Below are 19,557 nucleotides of genomic sequence, written 5' to 3' on the forward strand. Positions count from 1 at the left end.
CCCTCCCCGGCCCCGAACCACCAACGCATCGGCGGGGTACGCCGGGAGCGCGCGGGCCGAACGCTTCCGGACAGTGTTTTCCGGCCGGTCGACCCGGACAGACTTGTTCGGGGCCACCGCGGCGGCCCCACGCGGAGCGACCCCGGGGTCACGGCTCCTTCCGGGCGCACCGGCATGCCCACAGCCGCGGAATCGTTCGGTGCACCGGACACGTTCGCCCCCCGCGGACGGACCGGCGGAGACGGGGATCCGGGATCTCACGGCCCGGGACACCGGACTTGCGCCGGGTTGGACAATGGAGGGTGGCCGTCCGGCCTTCCGAAGGAGGAAAACGCACATGGCACAAGCCGACCGGAACGCGCAGCCGAGGCTGCGTCCCGCTCCGTTGCTCTTCGAACCCGCGGAGGCGGCGGCCGACCCCGACCACTTCTTCAACCTGGAGTCGATGGACGACCCCGCGGAGCTGCTGACCCGCGCGACCGAGCTGACGCACGCGTTCCGGGCCGCCACCGACCGGAGCATCGAGTTCCAGGCCGTCGCCGCCGCCCAGCTCGCCGACCCCCGCCGCTTCGACCGGCTGACGCCCGCCGATGTCGCGGAGCGCGCGGAGTGGACCGAGGACTACGCGGAGAAGATGATCGAGTTCGGCCGCTCCCTGCTGAAGTCGCCCCGGCCCTGAGCCCCGCGCCCCGCCCGTGAGCGCAGCCCCCGGGCCCCGTGCCCCGGCCCTGAGAGCCGCGCGGCACCCGGGTCACACGCGGCACGGACGGCACATGCGTCACGCGTGGCATACGACACGGAGAAGTCCCCCGGCTCCCGCCCCCGGCACGGTCACTCCGGGTGCAGCTTCTGGCATATGCCCGCGGGCAAGATACCCGGCAAGGTGACGTCCTGTCCTGGATTCGGCGACTCTCGGCGTCAGCCCCGTCACGCCCGGTAGACCTGTCTCCATGACCGCATGGCTGGAAGACGAAACGTCCCTGCAGACCCGTGAACCGCGCTCCGGCGTCGGCACCCTCCCTCCGCTGCGGAGTCAGGCCTCGCACCAGCCTGCCGAGGTCACCTCCTCCGGGGCCGTCTGGCTCGCGAGCGCCACGGCGAACCCGCGCACCACGCTCGCCCGCTGGCAGGCGAGCCCGGCGTCGCCGGGGGTCCTGCCCTGCGGCACCGCGTTCGACGTGGTGAGCGTCCCCTCGCTGTTCGGGAGACGGATGCTGGAGCGGCTCTGGGCGGAGGGACCCGGCTCCGGCCCGGTCGCCACCCATCGCGGCCGGACCCTGCTCTTCGCGGCGCCCGGCACCGCCCAGCGGCTCCCCTCGCTGCTGGCCTGGGAGGAGTGGGGCACCGGCGGCGCCGGCCCGGTGTCCGGCGCGCGCACCCTGCCCCCGGTGCTCTGCCACGGCACCGGCGACGCGGTGACCGTACCGCCGCTGACCTGCGACCCCACCGCCCCGGGGCCGCAGTGGGTGGTCGCCCCCGACACCCGCGCCCCCTGGCTGCCCGGCCCCGACGTGCTGCGCTGGGCCTGCGTGCGGGCCGCCCGGAGTGCCGCCCCGCCGGTGTCCGATTACTCGATTTTTCCTCCGGCGGATCCGGGTGCTAATGTCTACGACGTCAGCAGGCGCCGCTAGCTCAGTTGGTTAGAGCAGCTGACTCTTAATCAGCGGGTCCGGGGTTCGAGTCCCTGGCGGCGCACCGACGGAAGAAGCCCCTCGCGGAAGCGGGGGGCTTCTTCGTGTCCGGAGGGGGCCGAACAGCCTCGGGGCCCGCCTCGGCTCCCGGCCCGGCACCTCGGTTCCCCGCCCGGGGCTCAGGTGCCGGTGGTGATCCGTACCGTCCAGGAGCCGGACGGCGTCCTGTCGGCGACCTCGACGCGGATCCGCTCCCCCGGCACGCTGTACGTCTCGCCGACGGCGAGCGGGGCGTCCGCGAGCGGCGGGTAGACCGAGCGGTCCCAGCAGGCTTCCGTGTCCGGGTGGGTGTCCAGCACCTCCACCGGGCCGCCGCCGGAGGCCGTGGCGCTGTGCACCCGGTAGATCAGCACGCCCTCGGTACAGGTCGCCCGGTCGTTCCCGGTGGCGCCGCGGGCCTCGACGGCGAGCGCACTGTCCTCGCCGGTCCTGACGACGGCGAGCCGGGTGCCCATGGTGCCGCCGGGCACGGGGGCGGCGGCGACCGGTTCCAGGGTCACGTCCTCGCTGCCCTGGACGCAGACCACCTGCCGGTCGCCTAGCCAGCCGAGCTTCCACTTGTGCCAGCCGAAGAGGTCCGGCGCCAGCCCGAACTGGCTGCCCATGACGTCCCAGTCGCCGACGTGCGTGTCCCAGTCGCCCTTGCCGTCCGTGGGGCGGTGGTAGAGGTCGGCGAGGTCGAAGACGTGCCCGGTCTCGTGGGCGAGGACGTTGCGGTCGGGCGGATGCTGCTCGAAGACGGTGACGACCCGCTTGATGTCCTTGCCGTCGGCGGTGATCGGCCGGTCGAAGTTGACGACCTTGGTGGCGTCGGAGTCGACGCCGGGCGCGTCCGGGTCGGCGACCAGGTAGACGATGTCGTACGCGGAGAAGTCGACCTGCCCGTCCGCGGCCCGGATCGCGTCGTGCAGGTAGGAGGTCCGGCGCCCGGAGTCCCAGTCCCGCTCTATGCCGTACCAGGTGGACGGGTGCGGCATCCGCACCCAGCGCTTCTGCGGGTGCGCGCCCAGGGTGAAGGCGCCGTAACTGGCCTTCTCGAAGAAGGCGGTCGTGGAGGGGAAGTAGTCGGCGGTGAGCACGTCCGGCGTGACGACCGGGTCGGCGTCGGGGAAGGACAGGAAGATCATGACCGCGTCGAGGTGCCGGGCGGGGCGGGGGTAGGCGCCGTTCCAGGTGTCCAGCCCCAGCGAGTGGTGGGCCGGGGTCCGGGGCAGCGCGCACGGTTTCACGCCCGCGTAGGCGGCGGCCGCGGGCCCGGCGACGAGCGACATGGCGGCCAGTGCCATGAGCGCGGTCAGCGCCGCCGCCACTCCGCGCGGACTCGGCTTCTCCACCCCCCCGGGTCCGTGCTGACGCGGCACATCTACCTCCGGGTGGGATGCGGAACACCTCGCTCCACCCTGTGCCCGATCACCGCACCCCGCCCGCTGGGCTGCCCCACACGGGTCAGAGCCCGCCCGGCCCCACCGCGGCGACCCACCCGGCTCTGCCGCAGGAGCCCGCCCGGCCCCGGCCGGCGGCGACCCGACCGCCCCCGCGACAGCAGCCGACCCGGCCCGCCGCGGAAGCCCACGCGGGCCCCGCCCGCGAGAGTCCGCCCGCGACCCCTTCTCCGGCGGGCTCCGATCACGTAACGTCACATACGGTCATTCGCTCATCGGAATCCGACAGCGAGGCGTCGCCGGGGAACACAGGCGTACAGAAGGGAACAGGAGCGGGCAAAGCGGTAAACCGTGCGGAGCGATGGCGGAACCTTGCCGAGGACGGCCACCGGGCGCGTACGCGTCAGCCGGGGCCGGACCGGCGGGCAGCGGCGGGCGGGCCGGGCTGGAAGCGCCGACACCCCACCCTCTATGCTTCCTCACGTTTTCCCGCGTGGTTCGCGCCCCCTGCCCGGTGCGCCCACCCGGTGGCCCGTCCGGCCACACCTGTTCACGACAATCTGCACAGCGGGAGCGAGCGGTGAGCGGAACCTCCGAAGGGCACAGGCCCCCGGCAGGCACATCCCCCGGCGCACCCCCGGCGGCGGACACGGAGCGTCACCGCCCGGAGACCGCGCTGCTCGCCTACCGGTCCGCCTTCCGCAGCGCCGCGTTCGCCATGGCCGTGGTGGACGGCGCCGGGGCGGTCGTCCACGCCAACGAGGCGCTCGCCCGGATGACCGGGACCCCCGCCGCCGACCTCGCCGGACAGCCCGTCGCCGCTCTCGTCGGCCTCAGCCCCGACGACCACGCCTGGCGGGCCTACCGCGAAGTGCTGCGCGGACGGCGTTCCCGGTTCCGCTGCACCCGCCGGCTCAAGCACCGGGACGGCCGGCCGCTCTGGGCCGAGATCACCGTCGTACCGATGGCCGATCCCACGGCGGGCGACCCGGGCCGGGCGCTGCTGACGGTGGCCGACATCAGCGACCGGCACGAGCTCCAGCAGCGGCTGCGCCACCTCCAGATGCACGACGCGGTGACCCGGCTGCCCAACCGGACCCTCTTCTTCGAGCGGCTCTCGGCGGCGCTGGAGCTGTCGCCGTTCCAGGACAGCTCGCTGCTGCCGCGCCCCGGCCGGATCGGCCTCTGCTACCTGGACCTGGACGGCTTCAAGGCCGTCAACGACACCCTGGGGCACCGGGCCGGCGACCGGCTGCTCGCCGCCGTGGCCGGACGGCTGAGCGACGTCGCCGGGCGCGACCCGTACCACCGCGACGGCAGCCACTTCGTGGCGCGGCTCGGGGGCGACGAGTTCGCCGTGCTGGTCGAGGAGTCGCAGGGCACCCAGCAGCTGCTTGACCTGGCGGACGCGCTGCTCACGGCGGTGCAGCAGCCGTTCGACCTGGCGGGGCAGCGGCTCTCCGTCTCCGCCTCGATCGGGGTGGTGGAACGCGCCTCGGCGGGCACCTCCCCCACCGGGCTGATGCAGGCCGCCGACACCACGCTCTACTGGGCGAAGGCGGACGGCAAGGCCCGCTGGACCCTCTTCGACTCCGAGCGCAACGCCCACCGGATGACCCGGCAGGCGCTCTCCTCGGCACTGCGGCCGGCCGTCGACCGCGGCGAGTTCGCCCTGGAGTACCAGCCGCTGGTCGGCATGGCCGACGGGGTGGTGCGGGGCGTCGAGGCGCTGGTGCGGTGGAACCACCCGCAGTTCGGGGTGCTCGGACCGAACCGCTTCGTCGCCATCGCCGAGGAGGACGGCTCGATCGTGCGGCTCGGCCGCTGGGTGCTGCGTACGGCCTGCCGCCAGGCCCGCCGCTGGCAGCTGGACCATCCGGACGGGCCGGCGCTGTTCGTCAGCGTCAACGTCGCCGTACGGCAGGTCTGGGACACCGACCTGGTCGCGGAGGTCCGGGACGTCCTCGCCGAGACCGGCCTCGATCCCGGGCTGCTGCAACTGGAGCTGACGGAGTCCGCCGTCATGGGCTCGGCGGGCCGCCCGCTGCGGGCGCTCCAGGCGTTGAGCGACATGGGCGTACGGATCGCCATCGACGACTTCGGCACCGGCTACTCCAACCTCGCCTACCTCAGCCGGCTCCCCGTCTCCGTGCTGAAGCTGGACGGCTCCTTCGTACGCGGCTTCCGCTACGACGACGGCGGCAGGCACCCGAGCCCGGCCGACGAGACCATCGTGGAGGCGCTGGTGGAGCTGGCGCACCGGCTGGGGCTGACGGTGACGGCGGAGTGCGTGGAGACGGCGGAGCAGGCCGAGCGGCTGCGCAGGATCGGCTGCGACACCGGGCAGGGCTGGCTGTACTCGCGTGCGGTCGCCCCGGAGCGGATCGCCGAACTGATCGAGGCGGGCGGGGTGGCCGCGTCCGGGGCCCCTTGATCACGGGGCCCCGGACGGCCCTCGGCTACAGCGTGGGCAGGCCGTAGGCGTCGGCGATGAGCTCGTAGCTGCGCAGCCGGGCCTCGCCGCCGTGCGCGTTGGCGGTGATCATCAGCTCGTCGGCGCCGGTCCGCTTGGCCAGGTCGTCCAGGCCCGCGCGGACCTGCTCGGACGTGCCGTACACGATGTTGCCGAGCCACTCGTCCACGAAGTCGCTCTCCAGCGGGCCGAAGGTGTACGCCTCGGCCTCCTCCGGGGTGGGCACCAGGCCCGGGCGGCCGGTGCGCAGCCGCAGCATGCTGAGCGCCCCGGTGAGCACCTGGCGGCGCGCCTCGGCCTCGGTCCCGGCGGCGAGCGCGGCGGCGCCGATCAGGGCGTACGGGGCGTCGAGCACGGCGGACGGCCGGAAGGACTCCCGGTAGAGGTCCAGGGCCGGAATGGTGTTCCGGGCCGAGAAGTGGTGCGCGAAGGCGAAGGGCAGCCCGAGCATGCCGGCCAGCCGTGCGGAGAAGCCGGAGGAGCCGAGGAGCCAGATCGGCGGGCGGGCCGGGGACTGCACCCCGCCGTCGGAGGTGGCCTGCACGGGCCCGGGGACGGCGTGGATACGGGAGTAGGGGTGGCCGTCCGGGAAGTCGTCGTCCAGGAAGCGGGTCAGCTCGGCGAGCTGCTGCGGGAAGTCGTCGGCGCCCTCGCCCAGCCGCTCGGTCCGGCGCAGCGCGGCGGCCGTGGCGCCGTCCGTACCGGGGGCGCGGCCGAGGCCGAGGTCGACCCGGCCGGGGGCCATCGCCTCCAGGGTGCCGAACTGCTCGGCGATGACGAGAGGGGCGTGGTTGGGCAGCATCACGCCGCCCGAACCGAGCCGGATGCGGTCGGTGTGGGCGGCGAGGTGGGCCAGGATGACGGCCGGGGAGGACGAGGCGACACCGGGCATGGAGTGGTGCTCGGCGACCCAGAAGCGGTGGAATCCGCGCCGCTCGGCCAGCTTCGCGATGTCCACGCTGGTGCGGAGCGCCTCGCTCGCGGTGCGGCCCTTGCCCACGGTCACCAGGTCGAGCACGGACAGGGGCACGGGGGCGTTGCCGCCCGCCGTACCCCTGACGGTGTCGGTCCGGCCGCCGTCGGTCCGGCCGCCGTCGGTCCGGCCTTCGGCGGCTCCGACTGCGGCTCCGTCGCCGTCGTTCCGGATCTCGTCGCCTCGGTTCTCGTCCACGTGTCGCTCTCCCGGTGCCACTGGTCATACGTATGCGTATCGAACCCGTGCAACAGGAGGGCGGCTCCGCTTATTCCGCCGCGAGGGATGCGGAGGCAGAATCCGGCATCCCGCCCCCTGCCTCACTCCCGGACTTCGAGTCCGCGTGGTTCGACGGTGCCGAGCGGGGGCTCGCGGGTGGCGAAGAGGGCGCCGAGTCCGGGCGCCCAGATGTGGCGGTCGGTGAGCCGCAGCCCCTCCCAGACGGTGACCGGGTTGGCCGCGAGGACCGGCTTGCCTAGGAGCTGCTCCAGCTCGGGGACGTGCGCCGCCGTGTGCAGGGCGGTGTCGGGGAGCAGCACCGCCTCCGCGTCGGGGTGGTCTCCGGCGATGGCGAGCTCGCGGACGAGGTCCAGGTCCCAGCGGGCGACCTCGGCGCCGGTGATGATCCCGCTGCCCCGGGTGGCGACCACCTCGATGCCGGCGGCCGTCAGGAAGTCGCTGAACAGTGCGGCGACGTCCTCCGGGTAGGTCGCGGCGACCGCGACCCGCCGGACTCCGAGCTCCTGCACGGCGTGCACGAAGGCGAAGGACGTGCTGGACGCGGGGAGTCCCGCGGAGCGCGCCAGCGCGGAGATCTGCGCCTGGGCACCGTCCCGGCCGAGGACGAAACTGCCGCCCGTGCAGGCCCACACCAGCGAATCGGCTCCGGCCAGCCGGAGCTCCTCCACGCCCGCGTCGAGCCGCTCGGCGGAGCCCAGTTCGCGCAGGGCCGCCACGTGGCGGACGTCGTCGCCGATCCCGGTGCGGAACAGCGGCAGTCTGATGTCGCTGTCCAGCGTGATCTCGATCCGTGGGAAGTCGTCCTCGGCGCATTCGCCCGGGTAGAGAAGTCCGACGGTCGTCATGTCCACCCTTCCTTTTCCGTCCGGACCGGTGGTCCGGGACAGGGGCGGGGCGGCCGCTCGCGGACGGTGCGACCGGCGCGCGGTCGTCCCTGTCTCTTCGCTCTGTTCGTCTTCGTCTCTCTCCAGTGTTCCCGACATCCGCCGTCGCACCCACAGGGAGAGCCGGAGGCTGTCCCTGATCGCCTCGTCACCGGGCGCGGCGACGAGGGCATCGCGGTGCCGGAGTAAGGAATCCGGCCGCACCGCCCCGAAATCGGCGCTGATGTTCGACGAGGGACAGGTGGTCGAATCCCCGTGGCCGAAAAAATCTTTGGTTCTCCACAGGAATTCCCCCGGCATGTGAACGTCCGCGCACCGGCCGTGACCTGGCATTTGCCAGGAGCGTTCATGTCTCTGGCATATGCCACACGGGTGCACCCCAGACCAGGGACGGCCCAGAAGGGACAAGAAGTGGTCAACAGCCCTGCCATGGGCACTTCTTGGCCACTATCGTGGACGCACGGCTTTGCGGTCGGACCTTGGGCAGGGGGCACCGTGACATTGCGACCGGAACCAACGGCGCCGTTCCACGCGGTGCAGCACGCTTTCCGCGTGCTCGAAACGGTCTCCCACCACGGCGACGGCGTGACCGAAACGCAGCTCCTGCGCGAGACCGGACTGCCGTCCGCCCGCCTCACCTCCCTGCTGCTGACGCTGCGCCGCGAGGGGTACGTCGAGCAGATCGCGGACGGCGCGTACGTCCTCGGCGCCTCGCTGCTCCTCCTCGGCTCGGGCCCCACCCGGCGCCTCGCCCTGGAGGAACGGCTCCAGAAGATCCTGGCGCAGCTGCGCGACACGGTCGGTGCGGCGGTCTACATGAGCCGGTACGTCGACGGCGAGGTCACCGTGGTCCAGGTGCTGGACGGCCCCCTGACCCCGGCGGTCAGCGAGTGGGTGGACTTCCGCTCGGCGGCGCACGCCAGCGCGGTCGGCAAGTGCCTGCTGGCCCAGCTGGACCAGGACGCCCGGCGCGACCACATCGCGCGCCACCGCCCGGCGCGGCTCACCTCCCGGACCATCACGGACGAGAAGGTGCTGCTGGCCACCCTCGACCACCACCCCTCGACGGTCCCGATGCTGGACCTCCAGGAGTACGCGGTGGGCACGGTCTGCGCGGCGGTCCCGCTGACCGCGGGCGGCTCGGCGGGCTGCCTGGCGCTGTCGCTCCCGGTCGGCGACACCTACCGGCTGCGCGAGGCCGCCGAGCTGCTGAACCGGCAGGCCGCGCCGGTCCTGCTGTCCCTGGCGCTCTGACCTCCCCGGCACGGACGGAGGGGGCGGACCGGTCGGACCGGTCCGCCCCCTCCTTTCCCCACGGACTCAGCGGGTGAGCCACACCGTGGTGTCCTGCGGCACGGCGCCGTCCGTGAGCTCGCCGCTGGCCAGCAGTACGGTCGCGCCGGCGGGCAGCTCGTACGGGCGCTCCCCCAGGTTGACCACGCAGCGAAAGCCCTCGCCCCGGTCGAGGACCAGCACGTCGGGCCCGGCGTCCACCCAGGTCAGCGACTCCGGCAGCTCGACCAGCAGCTCCCGGCGGAGTGCCAGGCCCGCGCGGTAGAGCGCGAGGACGGAGTCGGGGTCGGCCTCCTGGGCCGCCACGCTGAGCGCGGACCAGTCGGCCGGCTGCGGCAGCCACGGGGCGGCGGCGCCCCCGGCCCGCACGGCCCCGACCTGCGGGTTCCCCGCCTCCGTGGCGCCTACCTCCGCGTCGCCGACGGAGAAGCCCAGCGAGGTGCCGGTCGTCGCCCAGGGCAGCGGGACGCGGCAGCCGTCGCGGCCCCGGTCGGTGCCGCCGGAGCGGACGAAGGTGGGGTCCTGGAGGAGGGCGTCGGGCAGGTCCTGCACCTCGGGCAGGCCGAGTTCGTCGCCCTGGTAGACGTACACCCCGCCGGGGAGGGCCAGGGTGAGGAGGGCGGCGGCGCGGCCGCGGCGGCGGCCGAGGACCGGGTCGCTGGGGTCGAGGAGCCGCTTGTCACCCATGTCGAAGGAGGTGTCCTCGCGGCCGTAGCGGGTGACGTGGCGGATGGTGTCGTGGTTGGAGAGCACCCAGGTGGGCGGGGCGCCGACCGGGGCGTGGGCGGCGAAGGTGGAGTCGACGACGCCGCGCAGGGCCTTCGCGTCCCAGGCGCAGCAGAGGAAGTCGAAGTTGAACGCGGAGTGCAGTTCGTCGGGGCGCAGGTAGCGGGCGAACTGCTCCGGGCTGGGCAGCCAGACCTCGCCGACGAAGACGCGTTCGCCGTCGTAGGTGTCGAGGAGCTTCCGCCAGGAGCGGTAGATGTCGTGGACGGGTGCGCAGTCCTGGTACGGGAGGTCGGTGACGTCCGGGTCGGGGCCGACGTCGGGCAGTCCGGGCTTCTTCGCCAGTCCGTGCGCCACGTCGATCCGGAAGCCGTCGACGCCACGGTCGAGCCAGAAGCGCAGGACGTCCTCGAACTCCTCGCGCACGTCGGGGTTTTCCCAGTTCAGGTCGGGCTGTTCGGGGGCGAACATGTGGAGGTACCAGGGTCCGGGGGTGCCGTCCGCCTCGGTGATCCGGGTCCAGGCGGGGCCGCCGAAGTAGGAGTTCCAGTCGTTGGGCGGGAGCCCGCCGTCGGGGCCCTTGCCGGGGACGAACCAGAAGCGCTCGCGTTCCGGGGAGCCGGGTCCGGCGGCGAGTGCCTGCTGGAACCAGACGTGCTGGTCGGAGCAGTGGTTGGGCACCAGGTCGACGAGGACCCGCAGCCCGTGGTCGTGGGCCTCGGTGATCAGCTGCTCGGCCTCGGCGAGGGTGCCGAAGAGCGGGTCGATGTCGCGGTAGTCGGCGACGTCGTACCCCGCGTCCGCCATCGGCGAGGTGTACCAGGGGTTGAACCACAGTGCGTCCACGCCGAGTTCGCGCAGGTACGGCAGGCGGGCGCGGACTCCGGCGAGGTCGCCGGTGCCGTCGCCGTCGCCGTCGGCGAAGCTGCGTACGTAGATCTGGTAGATCGCGGCGTGCCGCCACCAGGGGGTGGTCACTCTGAGACTCCTTGCTGTGGGGATACGGGGTGGTGCGGGCCCACGGTCAGGCGCGGGCCCGCACCGGTCGGGTGTCACCAGCCGGTGTTGCCGGAGCCCCTGTTGACCGTGAAGCCGCCCGCCAGGGAGAGTCCGCCGGCGGCGGCTCCGGTGACGGTGGTGCCGGAGAAGGTCCCGGAACCCGCGGAGTTGATCTCGATGCCGTACGAACCCGCCGTGGTGATGGCCAGGTTGGTGACGGTGAGGGACTGGACGTTCTTCTGCCAGGAGACGAGAAGGCCGCTGTAGGTGCTGTCGAGGACGGTGTTGTCCTGGAGCAGGATGGGTGCGGTGATGTCGGAGGAGTCGGCGTAGATCCACAGGGCGCCGAGCTTGCTCGCCCAGTTGGGTTCGTAACCGCCGGTCCGGGTCAGGGTGTTGCGCAGGACGACGGTGGTGCCGCTGAACGGCACGGGAGCGAACCTGCTGCTGATCGCGATGCCGGATGAGCCGGTGACGGTGTCGGCGAGGAGGTTGTCCTCGACCCGGTTGGCGTTGCCGCCGTAGATGCCGACGGCGTTGGCGAGCAGGGGGAGTTGGACGGTGTCGAAGCGGAAGGCGCTGTTGCTGACGGCCTGCGCCTCGGAGAACATGGCCAGCCCGTCGTCACCGGTGTTGCGGACGCTGCTGTGCGAGACCTCGCTGCCGGCGGTCCCCTTGTGGAGGTTGACGCCGTCGGCGAAGGTGTCGCGGATGCGGAGCCCGGAGGCGTACAGCCCGGTGGTGGGCGCGTCGATCCAGAGGCCGACCTTGGTGTGCTCGATCCAGAGGTTCGTCAGGCTGGATCCGTTGCCGAAGTCGCCCTCGACGGCGGCGTCGAAGTTGGCGTCGTCGCGGTAGCGGACGTCCCCGGCGATGGTCAGGTCCTGGACGTTGCTGGTGCCGCCGCGCCCGAAGAGCCCGCCCTTGCCGTTCTTGCCGCGCAGCACGGTGTACCACTGGCCCGCGCCCCGGAGGTCGGCCCCGGTGAGGTCGACGTGCCCGGAGATGTCGTACGTACCGGTGGGCAGCCAGAGCCCCTTGCCCTGCGACGTGGCCGCGGTGAGCGCGGTGTTGAGGGCGGCGGTGTCGTCGGTGGAGTCGTCCGGGGTGACGCCGAGGGTGGTGGCGGAGACGAATCCGGTGGACGGCATGGTGAGGGCTGCCGGGACGGCCTCGGTCTCGACGAGGTCCAGGGTGTAGGAGGCGGCGGTGTCACCCGCGTCCTTCTGGAACTTCAGCACGGTGCCCGCGGCGAGGTGGCCGGTGAGGGTGCGGGTCTCGTCGAAGAAGTGGTGCGCGGAGCCCTGGGAGGGGGTGTTGGTGTACGGGTACGCGCCGTACACCCAGCTGTACGTGGAGCTGAGGCCGAGGTCGCGGACCTGGGTGCCGTTGGCGTACACGCTGAGGGTGGCGCTGGTGCCGGTGCCCGCCGCGTTGTCCGGTACCGAGTAGCGCAGGGTCAGCGCGTCGGCCGGCTGGGTCAGCGTGAACTGCACGTACTCGCCGGTCTGGTCGAGCACCACGGCCCGGCGGCCGGATGCCTCGGAGGCCACGGTGAGGTAGGTGCGGTCGGGGCCGGTGGTGGACGCGTTGGTGGTGCCGGCCTCCGCCTCGTACGCCGTGTACGGGAGGGTCGCGCCGCGCACCGCGTTCGGGGTGGAGCCGGTGACGGTGACCCCGTCGAGCTGGAGGTTGCCGTTGTCGCCGGAGGCCGTCCGCAGGGTGACGTGGTTGAGCGAGGCGCGCAGCGGCACGTCGGTGCTCGCGGTCGCCCAGGCACCGTTGGTGGCGGGCAGGGTGAGGACGCGGACCTTGGTGCCGTTGGCGAGCAGGGTGACGGTCGCGGCGGTGGCGTTCGGGGTGCGGTAGCGCAGCACCAGCGGGTAGGTGGCGGCCGAGGGGGCGTTGACCGCGAGGACCGCGCGGGCGCCGGCGGTGGTGAACCCGGTGAGGTAGCCGGTGCCCTCGTAGCCGCTGGTGGTGGCGGCGGTGGTCGCTCCGCCGGAGACGAACGCGGTCTCCGCCTGGTGGGTGAGGGTGACCGGACCGGTCTCGGTCGGGGTGGCGGCGGTGAGGCTGTCGAGGTTGACGTTGCCGCTGTCGGCGGTGGTGAACGTGAAGGCGACGGTGTTGGTGCCCTTGGCGTAGGTCACCTGCTCGTCGTGGGTGGACCAGGTGTCCCAGTTCGCGGTGGCGGCGAGGCTCACCTGCCGGACCTTCGACCCGTTCACGTAGAGGCTCAGCGTCATCGCGGCGCCGGTGCCGTTGGCGTACCGCAGCGAGACCGAGCCGTTCCCGGCGAGGGTGGAGGGGACGGAGAAGGTGAGGGAGGCGGCGCCCTTGTTGGCGTCGGTGAAACCGCCGACGAACCCGGTTCCGGTGTAACCGGAGTGCTCGGTGGAGACCGCCGCACCGCCCGAGAGCTGCGCCGACTCGGCCTCCAGGCCGGACGAGCCGTTGCCCGTACCCGTGCCGGTCCCCGTGCCCGTGGTGGCGGTGAGGCTGTCGAGGTTGACGTTGCCGCTGTCGGCGGTGGTGAACGTGAGGGCGACGGTGTTCGCGCCCTGTGCGTACGTCACCTGTTCCTCGCGGGTGGACCAGGTGTCCCAGTTCGCGGTGGCGGCCAGGCTCACCTGCCGGACCTTCGACCCGTTCACGTACAGGCTCAGCGTCATCGCGGCGCCGGTCCCGTTGGCGTACCGCAGCGAGACCGAGCCGGCTCCGGCGGCGGAGGACTGGACGGAGAAGGCGACGGAGGCGGCGCCCTTGTGGGCGTCGGTGAAACCGCCGACGAACCCGGTTCCGGTGTAACCGGAGTGCTCGGTGGAGACCGCCGCACCGCCGGAGAGCTGGGCCGACTCGGCCTCCAGCGCGGTGGTGGCGGCCCCGGCGGGGGTCGCGGTCGTGGCGCCGAGCAGCAGGGCACCGAGCATGGACAGGAGCAGGGGGACGACGAGACGTACGGCGCTGGGGCGCCGGCGTGGTGCAGGAGACACGGCGATGTGCCCTTCCTGTGGGTGGGGTCCCTGGACGTGCGGGGGTAAGGGGGTGGTGCTCGCGAGAGGGACCGGTGGCGCGCGGGTCAGCCCTTGACGCTGCCCGCGGTGAGGCCCGCGATAATGTGCCGCTGAAAGATCAGGAAGAGGACCAGCAGGGGAATGCTGGCCATGACCATTCCGGCGAGCAGCTGGTTGGCGGGCATGAACTCGGCCAGCCGGTTGAGCGCGACCGTGATGGGCTGCTTCGCCTCGTCGGGGAGGACGAGCATCGGCCAGAGGAAGTCCTTCCAGACGCCGACGACCGCGAAGATCGAGACGACGGCGAGGACCGGCCGGGAGAGTGGCAGCACCACGGAGACCAGGACTCTGAGCGTGCCGGCGCCGTCGATCCGTGCGGAGTCGAGGAGTTCGGCGGGTATCTGGTCGAAGAAGCGCTTGAGCAGAAAGATGTTGAAGGCGTTGGCGGCCGCCGGGAGCCAGACGGCGAACGGGGTGTTGATCAGGTTGACGTGCAGGATCGGTACGTCGACCACGGTGAGGTACGTCGGCACCAGCAGCGCGGAGACCGGCAGCATCAGGGTCGCCAGCATCATGCCGAGGATCACGTTGCCGAGGAGCGGGCGCAGCTTGGAGAGCGCGTACGCGGCGGTCACGTCGATGAGCAGCTGGGTCAGCCAGGCGCCCAGGGCGAGCACGAAGGTGTTGAGGAAGAAGTGGCCGAGCCCGACGTTGGTCCACGCGTCGGTGTAGCTCTCCGGGTGGAAGCTCTCCGGGACGAGCGTCGGGGTGGGGGCGGCGAGTTCGCTCGACGACTTCAGCGCGCCGGACGCCATCCAGTACAGCGGGAAGACGAAGGCGAGGGTGAAGCCGATCAGGGTGGCGGTCAGCACGAAGCGGTGGAGGAACCGGCCGACGCGCCGGTTCATCTCGGTGGGCGCGATCAGGGTGCGGGTGGGTGTTTCGGCGGCCATGACTCTTCCTCTCAGCCCTTGCTCCGGGTCAGGCGCAGATACACGCCGGCGAAGATGCCGAGCACCACGAAGAGCACGGTGCTCATGGCGCTGGCCAGGCCGAAGTCGTTGTAGACGAAGGCGTAGCGGTAGAGCAGCAGCAGGACGGTGACGGTGGCGTCGTCGGGTCCGCCGCCGGTCAGGACGAACGGCTCCACGAAGACCTGCATGGTGCCGATGACCTGGAGCAGCAGGGTGATCATCAGGATGAACCGCATCTGCGGGATCGTGACGTGCCACAGCCGCCGCCGGATCGACGCCCCGTCGAGCTCGGCCGCCTCGTACAGCTCGCCGGGGATGCCGCCCAGCGCCGCGAGGTAGATCAGGGTGGTGGTGCCCATGTTGGCCCAGGTGGAGACGAGGACCAGGGAGACCATCGCGAGGTTCTCCGACTCCAGCCACTGCTGGGCGGGGAGGTGGAAGACGTCGAGCACGTTGTTGAAGAGGCCCGGTCCCGGGTCGTAGAACCACCGCCAGAGCAGCATGGTGACGACCGAGGGCAGCATGACCGGCAGGTAGACGGTCATCCGGAGGTACGCCTTGCCGCGCCGCAGTTCGTTCAGGACGACGGCGGTCGCGAACGGGGCGGCGAAGCCGAAGACCAGGGCGAGCAGCGTGAACCAGCCGGTGTTCTTCCAGGCGGTGAGGAAGAGCGGGTCCTCGAAGAGCCGGCGGAAGTTGTCCAGCCCGACCCACTCGGCGGGCTGGGCGAAGGTGACCTGCTGGAAGCCGAGCAGGATGCCGCGGACGATCGGGTACCAGGAGAAGAGCGCGAAGCAGATCACCCCGGCGGCGAGGAAGAGGTACGCGACGAGGTTCTCGCGCACCCTCCGCCGGCGGCGGGCGGTCGCCGCCCCGCCCCGGCCGGCCGGGCCCGCGGGCGGTACCGGGGTCCGGTCGGGCGAGGTCTTCGCGGTGGGCCCGGACGCCCCGGCGGGTGCCGGGGCTCCGTTCCGTACCGGGGTCCGGTCGCGGGCGTCGGCGCGTGCCGGGGAGGTGGGGAGCGGTCGACCGGCCATGATCACTTCACCGTGGCGAGGACGGAGTCGGCGCGCTTCGCGGCGTCCGCCAGCAGCTGGTCGAGGTCGGCGTCCTCCTTGGTCAGCACGGACTGCATGACCCCGTCGAGGATCGTGTAGAGCTGCTGCGCGTTCGGCGGCTCGACCTTGACGGCGACGTCGTCGCTGCGGTCGACGAACGGCTGGTAGTTGGCCTGCGGGACGTTGGCGTACTTCGCGTGGATCGCGTCGTTCTTCGCCTGCGCCGCACCGTCGAAGAGGTTGGGCTGCGGGAGTCCTATGGGGACGTCGAGGCCGGAGAACTTCTTCACGTTCTCCTCCTCGCGGTCCGGGTTGAGGTACTTCCACTGGATCCACTGGAGCCCGGCCCTGATCTTCTCCGGGGAGGCCTTCGGGTTGAACATGAAGCCGTCGCCGCCGCCGAGGGTCGCGGTGCCGGGCAGGGCGGCCAGACCGTAGTCGTCGTACTTGCTCTCGAACTGCTTCACGATGGTGGGGATGTTGTCCGGGCCGGCCATGTACATCCCGAGCTTGCCGGAGCCCATCATCTTCTGGACGTCGGCGATCTCCAGCAGCTGGCGGGTGCCCATGGACTTGTCGGTCCAGCGCATGTCGTGCAGGGCCTGGAGCGCCTTGCGGCCGGCGTCACTGTCGAACGCGGCCTTCCACTTCCCGTTCTGCTGGGTCGCGACGTCCCCGCCCATGGAGTAGATCCACGAGGTGAGGTGCCAGCCGCCCTGGTTGTTCTTGCTGTAGTCGGCGTACCCGACGGTGCCGTCGCCCAGCGCGCTGATCTTCCGCGCGGCGGTGCGCACCTCCTCCCAGGTGGTCGGCGGCTTGTCGGGGTCGAGCCCGGCCTTCTTGAAGAGGGCGCGGTTGTAGACGAGGCCGAGGGAGTAGTTGCCGGTGGGCAGGCCGTAGATCTTTCCGTCGGGCCCCTTGAAGACGTCCTGGAGGGCGGGGCGTACCTGGTCCAGGTACGGGACGTCCTTGAGGTACTTCGTGATGTCGGCGGCCTGGCGGCGCTGGATGAGCCCGGCGGGGTCGGTGAAGTAGACGTAGTACACGTCCTCCAGCTGGCCCCCGGCGAGCTTGGCCGCGAAGGTCTTCGGGTCCATCTGGCCCTCGCGGGCGTCGATCTTGATCTTGGGGTGGGCGGCCTCGAACTGCTTGACCAGCTCCTCGAAGTCCTTGCGGTCCTCGGGCTGGGTCTTGGCCGGCATCCCGTTCACGCTGACCGTGACCACGCCGTTCTCGTCGACGCCGGACGAGGAGCCGGAGGAACCGCCGCAGCCCGTGAGGGCCAGGCCCAGGGCGAGCGCGGTCGCCGAACCGAGAAGTTGACGCCTGCTGACGCCGGCCATGCCATTCATGCGAATCGCCTTCCTGATGGGTGCCCCCGGGCTGCGGGACCCGATGCACGCGAACAGCGCTGAAGGTAGAAGCCCGTTACGCAAGAAGTCAATGCATCTGCGCAAGAAGGTAATCAGCAGGGCTTGCCCCGGTAACACGGAGCTGTCCGGCGGCACCCGTCCACGGGCCTCCCCCGGACACCTCAGCGGGGGCGGCCCGCCGTCGAGCCGCGCACGATCAGCTCGGTGTCGAACATCAGGAGGTCGTTCGCATCCGCACGCCCTTCGATCTGGCCCACCAGGGCGGCCACGGCCGCCGCCGCCATGGCCTGGACCGGCTGCCGCGCGGTGGTCAGCGGCGGGTCGGTGGCCACCATGTACGGGGAATCGTCGAAGCCGACCACCGACAGGTCCTCCGGCACCCGCAGCCCCTGCCGGCGGGCCCCGCGGATGGCCCCGAGGGCCAGTGCGTCGCTCGCGCAAACGATCCCGGTGACCCCTTCGGCGAGCAGCCGGGGCAGCGCGGTGGCCCCGCCCTCCATGGTGAACAGGGCGTGCGCGACCAGCCGCCGCCACTCCTCCGGCGCGATGCCCCGGCGGCCGCAGAAGGCCGCGAACCCGGCGAGTTTCCGGGCGGAGGGGACGTGCCCGCCGGGCCCCAGGACCATGCCGATCCGCTCGTGCCCGAGGGCGGCGAGGTGGGCGAGCGCCTGCTCGGCGGCGAGCGTGTCGTCCACCCGCACCTGGGCCACGCCGGAGTTCTCGTCCGCCGCGTTGACCAGCACCATCGGCACCCCGCGCTCCCGCAGCACCCGGCCGTGCTCCGGCCCCGCGTCGGCGTAACTGGCGCCCACGAAGACGATCCCGCCGATGTTCTGCCGGAGCAGCATCTCGATGTAGTGCGCCTCCGAGACCCCGTCCTGGCTGTGCGTACAGAGCACGGGGATGAGCCCCCGCCTGTCCAGCAGCACGCACAGGGCCTCGGAGAACGCGGAGAAGACCGGGTTCTGCAGGTCGGGCACGACGAGCCCGATCAGCGCCGCCCGCTCCCCGCGCATCCCCACCGGCCGCTCGATGCCGCACACGTCCAGGGCGGCGAGCACCGCCTCGCGGGTGGGGGCGGACACACCCGTACGCCCGTTGAGGACGCGGCCGACCGTGGCCGTACTGACGCCCGCGTACGCGGCGACTTCGGAGATCCTTCGATTCATCACGAGGTCAGCGTGACAAGAATGAACGCAAAAAGAAAGATCACTTACGTAAGAAACTTACTTTGGCTGACGCACGCCCCGCGCCCGGCGCGTTCTCGCGGGTACGGGGCCGGGTACGGGGGCGGCACAGGGGCACGGAGGTGCGGCACGGGGCGCAGAACGGTCCGCCGCACGACCGCCCCCCACCCCGCCCCGAACAGGGGTGTCACCAGCACCCCTGTGGACCAGGTATTATTTTCGAGTCAGCAGGCGCCGCTAGCTCAGTTGGTTAGAGCAGCTGACTCTTAATCAGCGGGTCCGGGGTTCGAGTCCCTGGCGGCGCACGACACGACAGTGGGGCGGTCTCCGGCACCGGAGACCGCCCCACTGCGTTCTGCTGTTCCACGGGTGTTTCGTGGGCTCGGCCGTCCCGCCCGAACGGCCGCGCTTCATCTGCGGGGCGTCACCTCCGGCCGTCGCCGGCCGCGCCCCCCGCCTCACTCACGCCGGTGCCTCTCGGACCGGCGCTTCTCGCGCCCATGCCGGTACGGGGGCCGTCGAGCCGCCACCCGCCTCCGGCGCCGGGATCAGAACTTCACGTCCGAGCAGGAGTAGAACGCGTTCGCGGTGTCCGCGATCGTCCACACCGCCAGGATGATGTGGTGGCCGGTCTTCCCGCTGGGGATGGTGCCGGTCTGGGTCAGCGTGGCCGGCGGCTGCTGGTTGTTGTACGGCACCGTCAGGAACGGCTGCGAGTCCAGCGAGGCCCGGGTGAGCGGCTTCGTGGGGTCCCAGCCCTGCTTGGTGATGTAGTACCGGAAGTCCGTCGTGGCGTGACGGGCGGTGAACTGCCAGCGGAAGTTGAACGACTGGCCGCCGGTGACCTGCGTGGTGGGCCAGTTGCCCCCGCGCGGGTCGTCGAGCTGCGCGAACTCGCCGTGGTTGGCGGAGCAGATCGCCCCGTCCGCCGGACCCGCGGTCGGGAAGCCCTTCGGGCCCTCGACGCTCTGCGGCTCCCACTGGATGTTGCCGCAGTTGGTGACCGTGCCGTTGGCACAGAGCTTCTGGCGGCTGATGGGGTTGTCGGTGTAGCCGTGGCTGCTGGCGCTGCTGGTGGCGAGCGCCGAAGCGCCCAGGATCGCCAGGCCGACCACGGCCGCGCTTGCCCTCTTACGCATGCTTCGCTCCTCAGGGACATGGGGGACTTCTCGGTGAGCACTGCTCGTGAAGCGCGCGGTCGTGCGGTCTAGACCAAGTCCCACAGTATTGACGTGTCGTGAACAAGTCCAGACCATCGCGTGGCGGCGTTCCGTTTCGCTATGCTGC

The 19,557-nt window shown here is 71.9% G+C and carries 14 protein-coding genes and 2 tRNA genes; 6 read left to right on the forward strand and 10 right to left on the reverse strand.

Features of this window, described 5'->3' with window-relative positions; genetic code table 11:
• Nucleotides 1-337: 337 nt before the first annotated feature.
• The 3 genes from OG599_RS11890 to OG599_RS11900 all read left to right on the forward strand — a co-directional run bounded on the left by OG599_RS11890 (nt 338) and on the right by OG599_RS11900 (nt 1,695).
• Entirely contained in the window at nt 338-679 is a 342-nt protein-coding gene (locus OG599_RS11890) for a hypothetical protein (RefSeq protein ID WP_327175960.1), read from the forward strand.
• 271 nt (nt 680-950) lie between these two features.
• On the forward strand, nt 951-1,631 hold the full coding sequence (locus OG599_RS11895; protein ID WP_327175961.1) for a bifunctional DNA primase/polymerase: 681 nt from the start codon (nt 951-953) through the stop codon (nt 1,629-1,631).
• Nucleotides 1,622-1,695: transfer RNA gene (locus tag OG599_RS11900), tRNA-Lys, on the forward strand. The genes OG599_RS11895 and OG599_RS11900 overlap by 10 nt, the downstream gene beginning before the upstream one ends.
• A gap of 115 nt (nt 1,696-1,810) precedes the next feature.
• On the opposite strand, the gene OG599_RS11905 is transcribed toward OG599_RS11900, so the two are convergent.
• Complete coding sequence (locus tag OG599_RS11905) at nt 1,811-3,052, reverse strand: M6 family metalloprotease domain-containing protein (RefSeq protein WP_327175962.1); 1,242 nt, start codon at nt 3,050-3,052, stop codon at nt 1,811-1,813.
• Between the two features lie 601 nt (nt 3,053-3,653).
• Here OG599_RS11905 and OG599_RS11910 point away from each other — a divergent pair.
• Nucleotides 3,654-5,507, forward strand: a complete 1,854-nt coding sequence (locus tag OG599_RS11910) for a putative bifunctional diguanylate cyclase/phosphodiesterase (RefSeq protein WP_327175963.1) — start codon at nt 3,654-3,656, stop codon at nt 5,505-5,507.
• A gap of 25 nt (nt 5,508-5,532) precedes the next feature.
• Here the strand turns inward: OG599_RS11910 and OG599_RS11915 are convergent, their stop codons facing one another.
• Nucleotides 5,533-6,717 (reverse strand): LLM class flavin-dependent oxidoreductase, encoded by a 1,185-nt coding sequence (locus OG599_RS11915; RefSeq protein ID WP_442809421.1) that lies wholly within the window; start codon nt 6,715-6,717, stop codon nt 5,533-5,535.
• 122 nt (nt 6,718-6,839) lie between these two features.
• Nucleotides 6,840-7,604, reverse strand: a complete 765-nt coding sequence (locus OG599_RS11920) for a maleate cis-trans isomerase family protein (RefSeq protein WP_327175964.1) — start codon at nt 7,602-7,604, stop codon at nt 6,840-6,842.
• 534 nt (nt 7,605-8,138) lie between these two features.
• Between OG599_RS11920 and OG599_RS11925 the strand changes: the two genes are divergently transcribed.
• A complete protein-coding gene (locus OG599_RS11925; protein ID WP_327175965.1) occupies nt 8,139-8,897 on the forward strand; it encodes an IclR family transcriptional regulator domain-containing protein in 759 nt (252 codons plus the stop codon).
• Between the two features lie 66 nt (nt 8,898-8,963).
• On the opposite strand, the gene OG599_RS11930 is transcribed toward OG599_RS11925, so the two are convergent.
• The 6 genes from OG599_RS11930 to OG599_RS11955 all read right to left on the reverse strand — a co-directional run bounded on the left by OG599_RS11930 (nt 8,964) and on the right by OG599_RS11955 (nt 18,252).
• Nucleotides 8,964-10,640 carry a glycoside hydrolase family 13 protein gene (locus OG599_RS11930; RefSeq protein WP_327175966.1) on the reverse strand — a complete coding sequence of 559 codons (1,677 nt, stop codon included), beginning with the start codon at nt 10,638-10,640 and terminating at the stop codon, nt 8,964-8,966.
• A 74-nt stretch (nt 10,641-10,714) separates the two neighbouring features.
• Nucleotides 10,715-13,657 carry a CBM35 domain-containing protein gene (locus OG599_RS11935; protein ID WP_327175967.1) on the reverse strand — a complete coding sequence of 981 codons (2,943 nt, stop codon included), beginning with the start codon at nt 13,655-13,657 and terminating at the stop codon, nt 10,715-10,717.
• Nucleotides 13,658-13,743: 86 nt separating this feature from the next.
• Nucleotides 13,744-14,631: a carbohydrate ABC transporter permease gene (locus OG599_RS11940; protein ID WP_327175968.1), complete on the reverse strand. Its 888-nt coding sequence runs from the start codon at nt 14,629-14,631 to the stop codon at nt 13,744-13,746.
• Between the two features lie 11 nt (nt 14,632-14,642).
• Nucleotides 14,643-15,689, reverse strand: coding sequence for a carbohydrate ABC transporter permease (locus tag OG599_RS11945; RefSeq protein ID WP_327175969.1), 1,047 nt, complete (start codon nt 15,687-15,689; stop codon nt 14,643-14,645).
• A gap of 2 nt (nt 15,690-15,691) precedes the next feature.
• The gene (locus OG599_RS11950) at nt 15,692-17,062 is read right to left on the reverse strand and encodes an extracellular solute-binding protein (RefSeq protein ID WP_442809422.1); all 1,371 of its coding nucleotides are present in this window, start codon (nt 17,060-17,062) and stop codon (nt 15,692-15,694) included.
• Between the two features lie 182 nt (nt 17,063-17,244).
• The gene (locus OG599_RS11955) at nt 17,245-18,252 is read right to left on the reverse strand and encodes a LacI family DNA-binding transcriptional regulator (protein WP_327180005.1); all 1,008 of its coding nucleotides are present in this window, start codon (nt 18,250-18,252) and stop codon (nt 17,245-17,247) included.
• 249 nt (nt 18,253-18,501) lie between these two features.
• Between OG599_RS11955 and OG599_RS11960 the strand changes: the two genes are divergently transcribed.
• Nucleotides 18,502-18,575, forward strand: a tRNA-Lys gene (locus tag OG599_RS11960).
• A 243-nt stretch (nt 18,576-18,818) separates the two neighbouring features.
• On the opposite strand, the gene OG599_RS11965 is transcribed toward OG599_RS11960, so the two are convergent.
• A complete protein-coding gene (locus OG599_RS11965) occupies nt 18,819-19,409 on the reverse strand; it encodes a lytic polysaccharide monooxygenase auxiliary activity family 9 protein (protein WP_327175970.1) in 591 nt (196 codons plus the stop codon).
• Between the last annotated feature and the right edge of the window lie 148 nt (nt 19,410-19,557).

Source organism: Streptomyces sp. NBC_01335, from assembly GCF_035953295.1.
Lineage (GTDB): Bacteria > Actinomycetota > Actinomycetes > Streptomycetales > Streptomycetaceae > Streptomyces.